12 protein-coding genes are annotated in these 14,917 nt (G+C 54.2%); 4 read left to right on the plus strand and 8 right to left on the minus strand.

Going from position 1 to position 14,917, the window contains the following annotated elements:
* Positions 1–172: 172 nt before the first annotated feature.
* Both WC612_04565 and WC612_04570 read left to right on the plus strand, forming a co-directional pair.
* Positions 173–955, plus strand: a complete 783-nt coding sequence (locus tag WC612_04565) for a hypothetical protein (protein ID MFA6280044.1) — start codon at positions 173–175, stop codon at positions 953–955.
* The gene (locus WC612_04570) at positions 870–2,063 is read left to right on the plus strand and encodes an alpha/beta fold hydrolase (protein MFA6280045.1); all 1,194 of its coding nucleotides are present in this window, start codon (positions 870–872) and stop codon (positions 2,061–2,063) included. The genes WC612_04565 and WC612_04570 overlap by 86 nt, the downstream gene beginning before the upstream one ends.
* Before the next feature lie 9 nt (positions 2,064–2,072).
* On the opposite strand, the gene WC612_04575 is transcribed toward WC612_04570, so the two are convergent.
* From WC612_04575 to WC612_04595, 5 genes are all read right to left on the minus strand, one after another.
* Positions 2,073–3,239: an MFS transporter gene (locus WC612_04575; protein MFA6280046.1), complete on the minus strand. Its 1,167-nt coding sequence runs from the start codon at positions 3,237–3,239 to the stop codon at positions 2,073–2,075.
* A 23-nt stretch (positions 3,240–3,262) separates the two neighbouring features.
* Entirely contained in the window at positions 3,263–4,096 is an 834-nt protein-coding gene (locus tag WC612_04580; protein MFA6280047.1) for a transporter substrate-binding domain-containing protein, read from the minus strand.
* A 74-nt stretch (positions 4,097–4,170) separates the two neighbouring features.
* On the minus strand, positions 4,171–5,406 hold the full coding sequence (locus WC612_04585; GenBank protein ID MFA6280048.1) for a hypothetical protein: 1,236 nt from the start codon (positions 5,404–5,406) through the stop codon (positions 4,171–4,173).
* 87 nt (positions 5,407–5,493) lie between these two features.
* Complete coding sequence (locus tag WC612_04590; GenBank protein ID MFA6280049.1) at positions 5,494–6,264, minus strand: hypothetical protein; 771 nt, start codon at positions 6,262–6,264, stop codon at positions 5,494–5,496.
* A gap of 115 nt (positions 6,265–6,379) precedes the next feature.
* Positions 6,380–7,309, minus strand: coding sequence for a class I fructose-bisphosphate aldolase (locus WC612_04595; protein MFA6280050.1), 930 nt, complete (start codon positions 7,307–7,309; stop codon positions 6,380–6,382).
* 153 nt (positions 7,310–7,462) lie between these two features.
* Between WC612_04595 and WC612_04600 the strand changes: the two genes are divergently transcribed.
* Both WC612_04600 and WC612_04605 read left to right on the plus strand, forming a co-directional pair.
* A complete protein-coding gene (locus tag WC612_04600; GenBank protein ID MFA6280051.1) occupies positions 7,463–8,080 on the plus strand; it encodes a hypothetical protein in 618 nt (205 codons plus the stop codon).
* Between the two features lie 8 nt (positions 8,081–8,088).
* The gene (locus WC612_04605; GenBank protein ID MFA6280052.1) at positions 8,089–9,834 is read left to right on the plus strand and encodes an extracellular solute-binding protein; all 1,746 of its coding nucleotides are present in this window, start codon (positions 8,089–8,091) and stop codon (positions 9,832–9,834) included.
* Between the two features lie 133 nt (positions 9,835–9,967).
* On the opposite strand, the gene WC612_04610 is transcribed toward WC612_04605, so the two are convergent.
* The 3 genes from WC612_04610 to cmk form a co-directional block, all read right to left on the minus strand.
* Positions 9,968–11,440 carry a hypothetical protein gene (locus WC612_04610; GenBank protein ID MFA6280053.1) on the minus strand — a complete coding sequence of 491 codons (1,473 nt, stop codon included), beginning with the start codon at positions 11,438–11,440 and terminating at the stop codon, positions 9,968–9,970.
* An 830-nt stretch (positions 11,441–12,270) separates the two neighbouring features.
* Entirely contained in the window at positions 12,271–14,016 is a 1,746-nt protein-coding gene (rpsA, locus tag WC612_04615) for a 30S ribosomal protein S1 (protein ID MFA6280054.1), read from the minus strand.
* A gap of 203 nt (positions 14,017–14,219) precedes the next feature.
* Positions 14,220–14,882: a (d)CMP kinase gene (gene cmk / locus WC612_04620; GenBank protein MFA6280055.1), complete on the minus strand. Its 663-nt coding sequence runs from the start codon at positions 14,880–14,882 to the stop codon at positions 14,220–14,222.
* Positions 14,883–14,917: the final 35 nt, after the last annotated feature.

Consider the following 14,917-nt stretch of genomic DNA (forward strand, 5'->3'; position numbering starts at 1 on the left):
CAACGACGCGCCCGAATCCAAGAAAGGAAGATTAACCAATTTTCCCCATCCTTGGAAAAAATACAAGAGCCTTTTAATCTTTTGGTAAAGATTTTTTGAGTTGTGGCAATTGGGAATCGCCGCCAAGGAGATTTGATCACCATTTACATTTGGAAAGGAGCGTGTTTTAGTTATGTCTATGAGCAATCAGGATGAAAACGAGAAGCCTCGCGCGGACTGGGGCCAGCTGGCGCAAGAGGCGCTGGATTTGTGGCAGAGTCATTTGACCTCGCTTGCCTCCGATACGGCGGCCAAGGACGAGATGGCGCAATTCGTCGCGCCCATGTCCCAGATGTTTTCACAGTGGACCACCATGATGCAAAGCGGCTTCGCCAGTGTGATGCCACAAGATTGGGGTGGGACAGCAAGTGCCCCCTCTACCGATGATCAAGAAACGCCTTTCACGGCGGCTTCGCCCGAGACAACAACCGAAGCGGCGCAGACAGGGGCAGAGCCGGTTGCACAGACAGCGCCGCAGGACGAGCCGTCAAAGGATCAACCCCTAGAATCGCTGCCGACCAATACAGCCTCAACGCAAAATCAAACTGAAGCGAAGGCTCCAGAAGTGACCGCAGCAGCCCCCGTTGCGGTTTCGCCTATCGTTTATGTGCCGAACAAGGAGGAGGAAAGCCTTGCACCCCCTTCAAAACCAGCCCCCGTTGTTGAACGACCAACCGACATCGCCAAATCCGTCCACGGCGAACAGGGCGTCCGTCGGCGCGCCGCTCTTGCCGATGGCACTGGGGACTTGGCTCAGCTTGCCGGCCGTTTGGCCAAGCTTGAGCGCGAGTTGGAGACCCTGCGCGCCCGTCCCAAGCGCTCTGCAAGCGATGGTAGCGCCGTGGCTGAGCCAGATGCCGATGCCGAAGGCTCTGCCGTTGGAGATGATGAGCGCGTGGCTCGCGCCCGTTCGTGACAAGCTCCCTGACGATCTAACCATTGAGGAATCTGCTGCGTTGATGCAAGCCGTGATGGCCGAGGCGTTGTCGCGGCTGGAGGCGTTTATGGCGGGCGTTCGCGCCTATCAAGAGGTACAGGCTGCGCCCGTTGATCGCCGCGACGCGCAGGTTATTTGGCAGGCGGGCACGACGCGCCTTTTGGATTACGCACCGGACAATAAGGCGGGTAAGGTGATTTTGGTTGTCCCCTCGCTGGTCAATCGCTTCGCGATTTTGGACATTGATGAGGCGCATTCGTTCCTGCGCTTTCTGGCGGCGCAGGGATTTCATCCTTTGGTCGTTGATTGGGATGCTCCCGCGCAAGAGGAAAAAGACTTCGCGCTATCGGATTATATGACGCAGCGCCTTGTCCCTGTCCTTGCCACCGCCAAAGTAAAGGCCGGTGGCAAGCCTGTTCATGTCATGGGCTATTGCATGGGCGGGGTCCTTGCGATGGCGCTCGCCCTTATGAAGCCGGACGAGGTCAAGACGCTGACCTTGATGGCAACGCCGTGGGATTTTGGCGTGGGCGGTGTGGGCGGGGTTCCCGCCGCGCATACGCCGGCAGGACGTTTCTTTCTGGATCATGCGTTGCAGATGCAGCCATACTTGGAAAAGGCGGGCATCGTGCCGCCGTCGATTCTGCAAATGGTGCTGACCGGATTCCAGCCCTTGCAGATTTTGCAAAAGTTCACGCGCTTCGCCTCGCTAGAGCCGCAAAGCGAAAAGGCGAAGAGGTTCGCGCTGACGGAGGATTGGCTCAATGATGGCGTGCCTCTCACGGTTTCCGTCGCGCGGGAATGTTTGCAAGAATGGTATGCGAAGAATGTGCTGGCCTCTTGTGCGTGGAGCGTTGCGGGTGTGCGCGTTGATCCCGCTGCGCTGACGATGCCGTGCTATGTCCTTGCGGCGAAGCAGGATAAAATCGTGCCGCCTGAAAGTGCGTTGCCTTTGGCGGAGCTCATCAAAGGCGCAGCGCTACATGAGCCGGACATCGGCCACATCGGATTGATGGTGGGCGATAAGGCGAAGACTTTGGTGTGGGAGCCTTACGTTCAGTGGCTGCTTCGCAATAGAACCGCGTGAGACTGAATCCTAACGGGCGCGCATCAAGCCCATTGCCGGAAGTGCGGTGGTCACAAGGAACAGGCTGCCAAGGCAAAGAAAACCCGTTTGGATGTTCGTGAGGTCAATAAGGTGCCCCATGCCTGCGGAAAAGGCGATGAAGACAAGGCGTCCGCTCATGCTGGTGACTGACAGCACCGTGGCGCGGATGGAGGAGCCAGTGTTTTTATGCAAAATATCTCTAAGGAGGGGGATCGATAAGCCCCACAAAAAAGAGTTCAGAAAAACAAAAGGCAGCGACCATAGGCTTTGCAAAAGGCCGATGGCAACCATGCACGTGCCCATAAAAAGGGGAAGGGCCAGCGCAAAGCGTTCGCCCATCTTTTTGTCAAGGGGGTGAAGGGCTTTGCTTCCCAACGCGGTCATTAACGAGCACGTGGCGGCAAGAAAACCGAAATAGGTCACGGTAATCCCGATCTTGCTGTAGAGCAGATATTCCATCCAATAACCGATGATGCCAAGGCCGTTGATCAGCGCCATGTAAAGCGTGGCGTTGCGCAGGATGGGGTGCTTGGCGCAATAGAGGACGGTGCGGCCCATGTCCTTGGCATGTGCTTTGGCGTTTTGGGATTGGCTGGATTCTCGTTTAGGTTCTTTCGTCGCAAGAGCAAGCGGCAACAACACTAACGATGTGAAAACGTTGACGACAAAGGGAAGCGTGAGCGAGATGGTGGCCAAAAGGCCGCCCAGAATGTTGGCGATGCCGCTGCCAATCTCTCTTAGGAAAAGGGCGGTTCCTTCGATGCGTTTATGTTCCTTTTCGCGCTTTAGCTCTAGTAGCGTGTCATAAAGAAAGGAGGAGTCGGTGCCAGAGCGGAAGGCAAGGGCAATCCCCATGATCGTCTCGGCCCCCGCAAAGGCCCAAAAGGTATGGGAAAAGGCATAAACGGTCATGCTCACGGGAATAAGCGCCGAGCCGATGACAAAACATTTTTTGCGTCCGATAACGTCAGAGAGATAACCCGTCGGGATTTCCGATAAAGCCGTCACCACGGCAAAGATGGTTTCGGTCAAAAAGATTTGTGTGGCGCTGAGGCCGTTGGACTCAAAAAACGGAACAAGGATAGCAATATGAAGCCAGAAGTTGCTAAAGAAACGATCCGCCTGAAGCTTCCAGATATTGCCCGCGATGTTCATAATAACTAACTTTCTTAGACCCTTTATGGTATTAGCGCGTCTTCGCTGACGTTATACTTCTTGAGGAAATTTATAAAGAGGGCTCTGTTTTCCGGTGTTGTTGTGTCGGTCATTTGCTGCACGAACGCGCCCCATCGGGTGTCGCCCTTCTTGTTCGGGAAGGACATGGTCGCGGTGAAAACAGGCGTGTCCTCATAGCGGCGAACAACGTCCGGATTGTTACGCATATAATTCAGCGCCGAAAGATGCTCGTTTAGCAAGACATCCACTTTGCCGTATTTAAGGTGGTTATAAAGATCGGCCAGAGACGACGTTTGGGGAAGGCTTGTGATGGTGGATTTCGGAAAATACTCCAGCGTTTTGGGCGATGTGAGATAGCCATCCATCACGGCAAAACGCGCGGTTTGCATTTGCGCCTTGGTAATGGTGCTATTCTTGGCAACATAAAGATAATAAGGCAGCTTGCCAAAGCTTCCGGCAAAATCAAACTGCTTGCGGAAATCATCATTCGGGCTGCATGGCACGCAAAACATATCAATGCGATTATAGTTGATGGCGGGCAGAATTTGATCAAACCCAACCTCTATATCCCATACGATTTTCTTGCCCACACGCGCGGCGGTTTGCTCCAGATAATCGACGGTCAGGCCGCTCATCTTGCCCGTGTTGGGGTCTTTGGAGATATACGGCTCATAAATCCAATAGCCGCAGCGGATGTTCCCCGTCTTCTCGACGCGATCAAGGACGGAAGGCTGCGCCTCGGCTTGGTCTGTCTTTGCGGGATGGGACGTAGGCAAAACCACCCAGAGCAAACCCAAAGCGCCAAGAAGCGCCAATCCCAAAACCGCCTTTTTCATCGCTTTTCTCCCAGATTATTTTGATTAGGCTACCTTAAAATGTGTGTTGAGGTAATTAAAAATGTTATCTGACCCTAAACCTCCCCCATTTTTGGCACGCGGCTGAAGGAGATCTTGGAGCGGATGATGGATCCAGAGTTGCCAAAAACAAGCGTGCCGCGTCCGTATTTTTCGTTGAGGCGATCGACGGCGGAGGTCAGCGCGGCGTTTTTCGGACGGTCGAACAGATCATATTGATGCGACGCGACGGGGACAAGATCGGCCAGCGTCACACCGATGCGAAGCGGGCGGAGAGGCGGCGCTTGCGCCCACAATTGTATCAGCGTTTGCATCAGTGCGCGGGTGTCTTGCGTTTCCTTAAAGCGCAGGTCTTGCACAAAATAGCCCATCTGCCCCGTCCATTTGATGTCGAAGATCAGGCGGCGGCAGTAAAAGCGCTCATCGCGCAGGCGCAGCGCCACACGCGTCAGAAGTTGGCGAATAATGGGCGTTGCCTTGATGATCGTGCGCTCCTCGGGGGGCAGGACGTGCTGATGCCCCATGCTGCGGCGCGGGCGCGTGGGGGATGGCAAATCCGCGCCATGGAGCAACGCGTGAAACCGCGCCCCCATAACGCCGCCCCACACGCGGCGCAAGGTGGCCGCGTCGGCCTCCCACAAGGCGGGCATTGTCGTGATGCCGTGGCCTGCGAGGCGGGCGTTCATGTTCGGCCCAATGCCGCAAATGGCCGAAGGCTTTAGATGGATGATGGCGCGAGGCATATCATCGGGGTGCAGGATCGTGAGGCCGTCCGGCTTTTGCATGTCAGAGGCAAGCTTGGCCAGAAGCTTATTGCTCGCCACGCCGATGGAGCAGGTGAGCTGCTCACCGAGCCTCTCGCGCATGGTGGCCTTGATGCGGGCGGCCAGCGCGGTGGCGGCGGCAGGCGTTTGCTGCGTGCGATCCAGAAGGCAGGCGACCTCATCCACCGACATGACGTCTTCAACGGGAAGGCATGTTTCAATCGCTTCGATAAACTGGTGATGGATGGTGACGTAGAGTTTCGGATGCGCGGGGACAAGGATCAGGTCGGGGCACAGCGCCCGCGCCTCACGAATGAGCGTGCCTGTCTTGATGCCACACGCTTTGGCCTCATAACTGGCCGCAATCGCGCAGGTGCTCTCTGCCTCCATCGGCACGACGACGATGGGCTTACCGCGCAGGGCAGGGTTCGCCTGCTGCTCGCACGACGCAAAAAAGCTGTTCATATCCAAAAACAGCCAGCGCAAAAGGGGCGCATCCCCTTTGCCCAAACCCTGCACATTGTTCATGGTTTGTTCTATATAACGGTTGGGGCTAGTTTGGCAACACATCCTTGAAAAGAGAGATTTACCACACAGTCGGAGATTAAAAAGAGATCACTCTTTCTCGGAGAACCGCTTTTGGAAGTTTTGGAGCGGGGCGAGAGAAACAATATCGGTTAGGTTATCTTTCTCATAATAGCTGAAGGGGTTGTCCAATTCCTTGATCAGCAGCACCATGTAAATAAGGACAAAGGAAACAAAGGCCACGAAAAAGACGCTCTCGTGGAAGGGTTTTATTTCCGTGAAGATAAGACCAAGGCACAGGACAAAGGAAAGAATCTCGGCAATGGCATAGCCTGCTGGGTTAAAGTCCGTTTCGCGAATGGTGTGAATGCGCGTGATGATGCGGCGCATGTTGCTTTGTTCTTGCTTCAGGCGAGCAATAAAATTGGCTTGGGTGAGCGGTTCGAGCGCCAGAAAAACAGTGTTCAGCGCCGAAAGCTTGCCGAAAAGCTCAGCCGTCTTTTCTTTTTTGTAAAGCCAATCCATTAAGGAGTCGGTGAGCATGTGAACGTGGTGGATCAGATCCGTTGCCACGGGACTTTTTTTGTTGGCCAAGATAATGGATGCCTCATCCAGCAGAACTTCAAGGCTGCATGCGAGCTCGCCGGGCAATTTTTCACTTTCTTTATAGTCGCTCAGCACACCCGATATCAAAAAGCCGATTAAGAAAACATTGGCAGATATAAGAGCGCCCATTAACGGGCTGAGGGATAAAAACTCACCCCCCAAAGTGTTGGCGGTAAACTTTATAAGAATAATAAGGACAACAAAAGGAATGACGCGGAACGTCAAGTGCCATTTAAGGGAGGAAAAGACGGACATAATCGGGAATCCTTATGTAGAAGAAACTTGTTGATAACACGGTTGTTAAATTTGTTTCCACAAAAAACGGCGGGAGAGGATCCCGCCGTTTTTTCTTTAAAGAAAGAGAAAGGCCTTAGGCTTTTCCCTTATAGATCGCGATGAGTTGTTCAAGGAGCTTGAGGGCGTCCTCACGCGGGCGCTGGAAGCAATTGCGTCCGATGATCGAGCCATTACCGCCGCCAGCATAGATGGCTTTGGCATCGTCGATTACGCTGTCCTCGCCCTTGGCCGCGCCGCCCGAGAAAACAACGATGCGCTTGCCGTCATAGCAGCACTGCATGATGTGACTGACGCGCTCGGCCATCGTCGCGACAGGGATGCTTTCCGATTCATAGACCTTCTTGGATTCTTTGAAGCCCAAGAAAGCTGTTGGCAGCTTGACCTTGATGATGTTTGCGCCAAGCAGGGTGGCCATATGAGCGCCATAGGCGATCACGTCCACGGCCATCTCGGCATCCTTGCTCAGATCGCCACCGCGAGGATACGACCACACGACAACGGCCAAACCCTTGGCCTTAGCTTCGCGTGATAGGTCGCGGATTTCCTCGAACTGGTTATACATATTGTCCGAGCCCGGATAGATCGTGAACCCGATAGCCGCGCAACCTAAACGCAGCGCGTCATCGACGCTGGCGGTAACGGCTTGATCCGCGTTTTCTTTTTGGCGCGAAAGGCTGTTGGCGCTGTTCATCTTGAGGATGGTGGGGATTGCACCCGCGAAGGTATCGGCTCCAGCGGCCAGTGAACCTAGCGGCGCGGCGTAGGCGCTTAGCCCCGCGTCAATCGCCAGCTTATAGTGATAATGGGGATCATAAGCAGCGGGATTGACGGCAAAGCAACGGGCGGGGCCATGCTCAAAGCCTTGATCGACAGGCAGAATGACCATCTTGCCTGTGCCGCCCAACTTGCCCGCCATCAGCATGCGCGCCAGATTGGCTTTGGTTCCGGGCGTTTCGCCTTCATAGTTGTCAAGAATTTCACGGACGCGGCGGGTTAAGCTCATCATCATCCCCTTGGTTGGTGTGTTAAATAACGGATTGGCAAACTAATCGATTTGCGCCGTTTTGTCCAATTCTGTCTTTGCCGTTTCCTAAAACTGGAGTAGATTCCTTCGTGAAACAACAAAAATCCGTGAAAATGGAGAAAAGGAGTCGCCGTGAAGCGTCTTGATTCAACAGCGGGCATTGCTATTGGCCCGATCCTTTTTGTCCTTGCGATGTTGGGGATATTGGCCACTGTATTCGCCTCGGGCGGCAGTAGTAGCCTTGGCTCGGCCGGCATTACGGATCGCATCACGGCGGACGTGGTGGGGCAGGCGAACCTTATCCGCTCAAAAATGAGCGAATGCCAAATGCAATACTTGGTGAACGGAACCAACTTTGCCAGCGCCCCTTGCGCGAGCGACCCTTATCCCTGTTCGGATCAAACGGACGGGACGCTTGTTTCCGCGTTGACGTGCCCGAACGACCCTTTGACGGGCGGCGGAGCCGAGCAAGGGTTATGGACGGGCTTGCGTCCTGCCTCGCTGCCCGTGGCGAGTCAGGGGATGAATGCTTGGATGTATATCAACGCGGGCGAATCCGGCGGGCGTTGCATCTGGACTGCGCCAGCTAGTGGGAATAGCAGCGCCGCCATTGTTGACGGGCTGACGCGCGCGGTTAATAAGTTTACGACGCAGGAATTGTCGTATGATAGCGGCAGCGCCTCGCAGAAGTTTGTCGTCTTTATCACGCGCCCGACGGGGGCTGCGGATAGTCATTGCACCGTGCCGTGAGGGGTCTGATGAGAACCACAAGGCTTGTTGTGGCGGCGGTTGTACTTGGTGGTCTAGCGGCTTTCCCTCCAGCGGCTTTTGCCGCGCCGCAGACGTCGCTGGCTATGCACGGGATGGCCAAGCAAGCGGAAGGCTTCACGCACTTTTCCTATGTTAATCCTGAGGCTCCCAAGGGGGGAGTTCTACGGCTTGGCGTTGTCGGCTCGTTCGATAGCTTGAACCCGTTTATCGTGCGTGGAACCGTGCCGCAGTCGCCAGCTTTTGGCCTTTTCGCGTCAGTGGCTGTGTATGAAAGCTTGATGGCAAGAAGTTGGGATGAGCCGTTTGCGCTGTACGGTCTTTTGGCGCAGTCGGTTGAGGTTCCAGAGGATCGCTCATCGATCACTTTTCACCTGAACCCATTGGCTAAGTGGTCGGATGGTCAGCCTGTGACAGCGGACGATGTTCTGTTTTCCTTCACGACGCTGCGTGATCAGGGTCGCCCCAACCATCGCACCTATTACAAAAAGGTGGACAAGGCCGAAAAGCTGGATGCGCTGAGCGTCAAGTTTTCTTTCAAGCGTGAGGCGAGCGGCGCATGGGATCGCGAGATGCCGCTGATCATGGGGCTTATGCCTGTGCTCCCCGCGCATGATTGGGCGGATCGGCCTTTTAACCAGACAACGCTTCGCCTGCCCGTGGCCAGTGGCCCCTATCGCATCACGAAGGTCGATGCGGGACGCAGCGTGACGCTCACGCGCAATCCTGATTACTGGGGACGCGACCTGCCCTCGCAAAAGGGGATGTATAATTTCGATGAGGTGCGGATCGATTTCTATCGTGACGACAGCATTGCCTTGCAAGCGTTTAAGGCGGGCGCGTTCGATTTACGGCGCGAGCCTGACCCCAAGAAGTGGGCAAGGGCCTATGAGCATCCCGCCGTGAAAGACGGGCGTATTGCGAAAGAGCGTTTTGTTCACAAGCGCACCGAGGCGCTGTCGGGTTTTATCCTCAATACGCGCCGCCCGTTGTTTAAAGACGTGGCGCTGCGTGAGGCGGTAGGGTTGGCATTCGATTTTGACTGGATTAATCGCACGCTGTTTCAGGGGCTTTATAAGCGCTCGCAAAGTTTCTTTCCGAACTCTGAACTGGCAGCAAACGATGGCGCGGCGGACGAAAGCGGTGGTGAGGATGCGCAGCGCGAGCAGCTTTTGAAGGCGGCGGCTCTTTTGAAGAAAGCGGGTTACGCCATGCGTGGCGAGAGCCTGTATTCTCCGGCGGGGGAGGCGGTGGCGTTTGAGGTGATGCTCAGCGACCCAGCGGAGGAAAAGGTGGCCTTGGAGTGGGCGCGGGGGCTTAAGCGGCTGGGGATTGAGGCGCGGGTGCGCACGGTGGACAGCGCCCAGTATCAAGCGCGGCTGAACGGGTTTGATTACGATGTGACGACGGGGCGCTGGTTTAATTCGCTCTCGCCCGGCAATGAACAAATGTTTTTCTGGGGCTGCGCTGCCGCCAAGCAAAACGGTAGCCGCAATTATGCAGGTGTATGCGATCCCGTGATTGATGCGCTGGCGGCAGCCATTCCGGCGGCGCGGTCAAGGCAGGCGTTGGTGGAAGCCACACGTGCCTTGGATCGCAAGCTGATGGCGGGGCATTACGTTGTGCCGTTTTATTATCTGGGCGCGGATCAGGTCGCGTATTGGCAAGCGCGCTTTGCGCATCCTGCCACAACGCCTCTCTACGGCCCCATCTTAGAGAGCTGGTGGAAGCCATAACCGTCAGCAATCCCACTTCCGACTTCGTTTAATGGGCTGTTGAAAATGTCGTTGAGCGAGAAGAAAGCCAAAGAAAATTCTTGTCGGACATCTTCCTGCATAGGGGGGGCGCGCATGTATAGGGCAACAGTTATTAAAGGTCGTTGGTTGGCAAATGCATGCGCCTGTTAAAGGCGTCGCTTCTTGCTAACTCGCGATCCTTTGCTTCTAACGCTTGGCCCGTTAGAATCTTGTTAGCTATTTGTTGCTTTTCTGGTTCTAAGGTTAGCCCTTTGGCCAGCATTGTTTTTAGCACAGGAAGCATAAGCGGTCTATTTTTGTCGTTCATCTCCACCTTTTCTGCTAGTTCATCGAAGGCCATTTGTAAGGATTCTTGATCGAGAACACCGCGTTCTTCGAGCTTGTCGATCAGATTAAGAATCTGAGGGGTTGAAACCTTGTTAAAATGACGAGCCTTGATTGCTTCGGCAAGATATCCCGACTTAACTTCTGCTCCCGCCTCTACGTAAATAAGGCCGACATCGATATTACCTTCGCTAAAAGCTGTCTCGATCGGTGTTCTCTGGCTATACTCCTGATCCCTTACGTTGATCGGATATTTCTGGTCAGCGAGATATTGGGCAAATGCTTTTCTTTTTCCTGCTTCCTCAGCATTGTTATTATTTCCAAAACAGCCAGCCACCATATGTGCGTAAGTTGGCACATTTAATTTGGCAATGGCGTCTTTAGCCAAGCCACGTTGTTCTAGCCATTTAAAGGCGGGAAGGTCGAACTTCCCCGCGACTTCGTGGCCTGCATTTTGTTTCGAGCGATCTGTAACATTAACATCCTTAACATAAGGCAAAACAGCTTCCATCATCGCAATAGCTAAATGGGGGCGGTGATAAGGATCTGCGGCGCTTACAAAATGCGCGTCTTTAATTTCTACGCCAATCTCGGCCAACTTCGGAACCATTTCTGAACGTCCCCATGTTAGAGTATTGTCCATTGTCCATTCCGAAACCAAATCAAGAGGATTGAGGCCTTTTTCCTGCATATTGGCAACCAAAGCGTCGAATAGCTGAATGCGTTGCGTCGGAGTGTAGAGGTCTGTTTGGTAGTTCTTATGGCGCCGCTCTGAGGATTCTTTATTATACGCATCATCAATGAAAGCCTTAATATCTGCCATTGAGCTCGGCGTCTCTTGCGCAGATTCAGGGACACGGGCGGTCAACAAAAAGTCGAGGGCTTTTTGCTCACGGTTTCCAAAAACCTCTTTCCGTCCTGCGGTAGCCTCTGCGCCCGTCTGGGCTAAATACAGTGCGGCATCAAAGGACCCATTATGCAGCGCAACCATAAGGGCATTTGTTGTCTCTTCTGGTTGAGAGACGCCTTGGGGGCCAAAGCAAATTGTGCCAGAGCCGAGTGTGATATTAGCTTTAAAATCTATATCAGCTCCTTTACTGCGGAGACGTTTCATCTCTGAAACATCGTTGTTTCCAGCAGCGAAAATAAATTCGATCGAGAGGTCAGCAACCTTTTGTGGATCGGAAGGCGGTGTGTCAACTCTCGGCGAAGGCGTAAAAAGGGCGGTTGAGAGGTTTTTCAAGAGAGAAATAATTTTCATTTTTTAATCCCGTAAGAATGCGTATTTTCTAGTACTGCGGCAATTATAAGTAATTTGCACGCGGAAGGGATACTTAATTAAATAGTTTCATGGTTCCGGAGGCTGGCTATTAACCAAAGGTGGGACATTCTGTCGTGCCTCTCTACGGCCCCATCTTAGAAAGCTGGTGGAAGCCGTAACCGTGGGGCATATGGTTAAAATCAGACGCTAAAAGGGTGGTTAAGGGGTGTTTCCGATAATGTAGGCGAAATATCCAATTATAATGCCTCTCACGGGGCTTAGGATGAGGCTGGACGCGTTATTTCGAGTCCTCGGCCACCTACCCGGCCAAGAAAAGTGTTAACGCGCTCTAGGCTCATTTAAATCGATTTTGTCTGGTGGCTCCATATACGGCCAAAATATACAGCCGATCCGAAATAAAATGATGTCATCTTGTTGATGAAACACTGCACCCGTCATCCCGCACGCAGTTCCGCGCTTAGCGGGACGAAGATGCGGGATCCAGTTGAAAGTTTTTTCTGTCCACAATCCCAATCGTCAGGTTTTGTTGAAACGAAGAGAATTCAACTGGATCCCGCATCTGCGCGATGCTTACGCATCGCTTCGTGCGGGAGGACGAAGAGGGAGAGCGTATATCATCCCGTGGAGTCTTTTTTGATCACTCTATTCTGGATCAGCTATAGCCTATCCAATAAACATCTTACATAACCTCGTGATGAAATCCAAAAAAACCCCGCTGGATTGCTCCAGCGGGGGTTTTATTCGTTGGGCCTGAAGGGTATAAGGCGCAAGGAGCGCCTTACCCCAACAGGTCCAGCGGCGGCTGCCGCTTACTCTTCTTTCTTTTGCGCACGCTTGATGGCTGCGCCCAAGATATCGCCAAGTGAAGCGCCTGAGTCAGACGATCCATATTCGGCCATAGCCTTCTTCTCTTCTTCGACTTCACGCGCCTTGATCGACAGGTTGACCTTGTGCGCCGCTTTGTCGATGACAGTGATCTTGGCGTCGACCTTTTCACCGACCGCAAAGCGATCCGTGCGTTGGTCGGCACGATCACGTGCCAAGTCGCCGCGCTTGATAAAGCCAGAGAAGGAGTCCGCTTGATCGCCCAAGCTGACTTCGATCCCGCCATCGTTAATCGCGGTCACAGTGCAGGTCACAACGTCGCCCTTCTTGAAGTTGACGGCCATGCCTTCGAACGGATCGGCGGTCATCTGCTTGATGCCCAAGCTGACACGTTCCTTTTCGACGTCGATGTCAAGAATCTTAACGTCGACCATCTGGGCCTTCTGATAGGCTTGGATGGCTTCTTCGCCAGCCTTGTCCCACGACAGATCCGACATGTGAACCATGCCGTCGATGTCGCCCGGCATGCCGACAAACAAACCGAACTCGGTAATGTTGCGGATTTCACCCGACAGCGTTTCGCCAATCTTGTGGTTCGCACGGAACGATTCCCACGGATTTTCGATGCACTGCTTGATGCCAAGGCTAATGCGACGCTTGGACAAATCGATGTCCAAAACGATGACTTCGACTTCTTGGCTTGTGGCCACGATCTTGCCCGGATGCACGTTCTTCTTTGTCCATGACATTTCGGAAACGTGGACGAGGCCTTCAATGCCCGGCTCTAGCTCAACAAATGCGCCGTAGTCGGTGATGTTGGTGACGCGGCCCTTCAGCTTGAGGCCAGCGGGGTAACGCGCAACGACGCCTTCCCAAGGATCGGCTTCCAGCTGCTTCATGCCAAGGCTGATGCGCTGTGTTTCGGCGTTAAAGCGGATGACCTGAACGGTGACTTGAGCGCCGATTTGCAGGACTTCCGAAGGATGGTTGACGCGCTTCCACGCGATATCGGTGACGTGCAAAAGACCGTCCACACCGCCCAGATCGACGAACGCGCCGTAATCGGTGATGTTCTTGACGACGCCTTGCAGCACTTGGCCTTCCTTAAGGTTGGCCACCAGCTCACTGCGAGCTTCGGCGCGCGACTCTTCAAGAACGGCGCGGCGCGAGACAACGATGTTGCCACGGGCGCGATCCATTTTCAGAATCTGGAAGGGTTGGGGCGTTCCCATAAGCGGCGTGATATCGCGCACGGGACGAATGTCAACTTGGCTGCCCGGCAGGAACGCGACAGCGCCCGAAAGGTCAACCGTAAAGCCGCCCTTGACGCGACCAAAGATAACGCCAATGACGCGCTCGGCCTTTTCGTGAAGCTTCTCAAGAACGGTCCAGCTTTCCTCACGCTTCGCTTTTTCGCGAGACAATGAAGCTTCGCCATTGCGATCTTCCATGCGTTCCAAGAACACTTCGACGGTGTCGCCAACCTTGACTTCGGAGGGCATGCCCGGTGCGGCAAATTCTTTTAAGGGGACGCGGCCTTCGGCCTTCAGACCCACATCGATGATCGCGCAATCTTTTTCAATGCGCGTGATAAGGCCCTTGATAACAGTGCCTTCCATGCTGCCTTTTTTACCAAAGGAGCCTTCGAGCAGTGCGGCAAAGCCGCTTGTGGGCGCATCCGCGCCGACCATGTCTTCTTTGAAAAGACGTTTTGCACTTGATTTAGCCATGTTAGATTTTCTCTTTCTGATCCCTTGGGATCGCCCGCCTGCCTGTTAAGGCCTCCGGCACGATGCAGGGTTTTTGAAAACCCCGCTGCTTTCGGTTTTGCCCCGATCAAGGGGGCGTTGCAGTCAGATAAGGAAAAACAAAAGAGGCTGAAAGCAGGGCTGTTCTTTTGTTTCGTCTTCATCCGTCGCCAGCACCATGCCGACTAATTTATCTTTTTCTCCACAATCCCGACCGCCTTTTCAAAGGCCTGATCCGCATTCAAATCGGATGTGTCCAGTAGGACAGCATCAGCCGCCGGTTTTGTTGGAGCGGTTGCCCTTGAGGCATCACGCGCATCACGCGCCTGCATGTCTGCAAGAACAGCGGCCTCAGTAACATTTTCGCCCCGTCCCTGCAACTCAAGAAAGCGCCTATGGGCCCTTATTTCCGGTGCGGCTTCGACAAATATCTTAACGTTTGCATGGGGCGCGATCACCGTGCCGATGTCACGGCCATCCAAAACCGCGCCTTTTTTGCCCAGCGGTGGGAGCGCGGCAAAATCCTGCTGGAATTTCAACAGGGCATTGCGAACGCCTTGGATGGCGGCGACCTTAGAGGCGGCGTCGGAGGCAGCGGGGGTGCGCAAAGAGCCGTCCGCCTCCATAGCCTGAAGCGAATGAGGGTTAAGGGCGAGGGCTGCCTTTTCGGCTGCAGCGGGGTCAGATGAATCGCCGCCTGCCTGAAGGACGCCAACCCCCACGGCACGGTAAAGCGCCCCTGTGTCAAGGTAGGCATAGCCCCAATGCGTCGCTAGGCGGCGGGCGATGGTGCCTTTGCCTGTGGCGGCAAGGCCATCCACGGCAATGATAATCGGAGGGGTTGTCATAGGGGCCTTTATAAAGTCAGGGAGAAAAAGAACAA

It is taken from the genome of Bdellovibrionales bacterium, assembly GCA_041662785.1.
Classification (GTDB): Bacteria; Pseudomonadota; Alphaproteobacteria; order UBA9219; family UBA9219; genus UBA8914.

Bases quoted from the DNA above. Each gene is read 5' to 3' on its own strand.
- WC612_04605 (MFA6280052.1), top strand. From the start codon at position 8,089: ATGAGAACCACAAGGCTTGTTGTGGCGGCGGTTGTACTTGGTGGTCTA.
- WC612_04570 (MFA6280045.1), top strand. From the start codon at position 870: ATGGTAGCGCCGTGGCTGAGCCAGATGCCGATGCCGAAGGCTCTGCCG.
- WC612_04575 (MFA6280046.1), bottom strand. From the start codon at position 3,239: ATGAACATCGCGGGCAATATCTGGAAGCTTCAGGCGGATCGTTTCTTT.
- cmk (MFA6280055.1), bottom strand. From the start codon at position 14,882: ATGACAACCCCTCCGATTATCATTGCCGTGGATGGCCTTGCCGCCACA.
- WC612_04590 (MFA6280049.1), bottom strand. From the start codon at position 6,264: ATGTCCGTCTTTTCCTCCCTTAAATGGCACTTGACGTTCCGCGTCATT.
- WC612_04595 (MFA6280050.1), bottom strand. From the start codon at position 7,309: ATGAGCTTAACCCGCCGCGTCCGTGAAATTCTTGACAACTATGAAGGC.
- WC612_04585 (MFA6280048.1), bottom strand. From the start codon at position 5,406: ATGAACAATGTGCAGGGTTTGGGCAAAGGGGATGCGCCCCTTTTGCGC.
- WC612_04580 (MFA6280047.1), bottom strand. From the start codon at position 4,096: ATGAAAAAGGCGGTTTTGGGATTGGCGCTTCTTGGCGCTTTGGGTTTG.
- rpsA (MFA6280054.1), bottom strand. From the start codon at position 14,016: ATGGCTAAATCAAGTGCAAAACGTCTTTTCAAAGAAGACATGGTCGGC.
- WC612_04610 (MFA6280053.1), bottom strand. From the start codon at position 11,440: ATGAAAATTATTTCTCTCTTGAAAAACCTCTCAACCGCCCTTTTTACG.
- WC612_04565 (MFA6280044.1), top strand. From the start codon at position 173: ATGTCTATGAGCAATCAGGATGAAAACGAGAAGCCTCGCGCGGACTGG.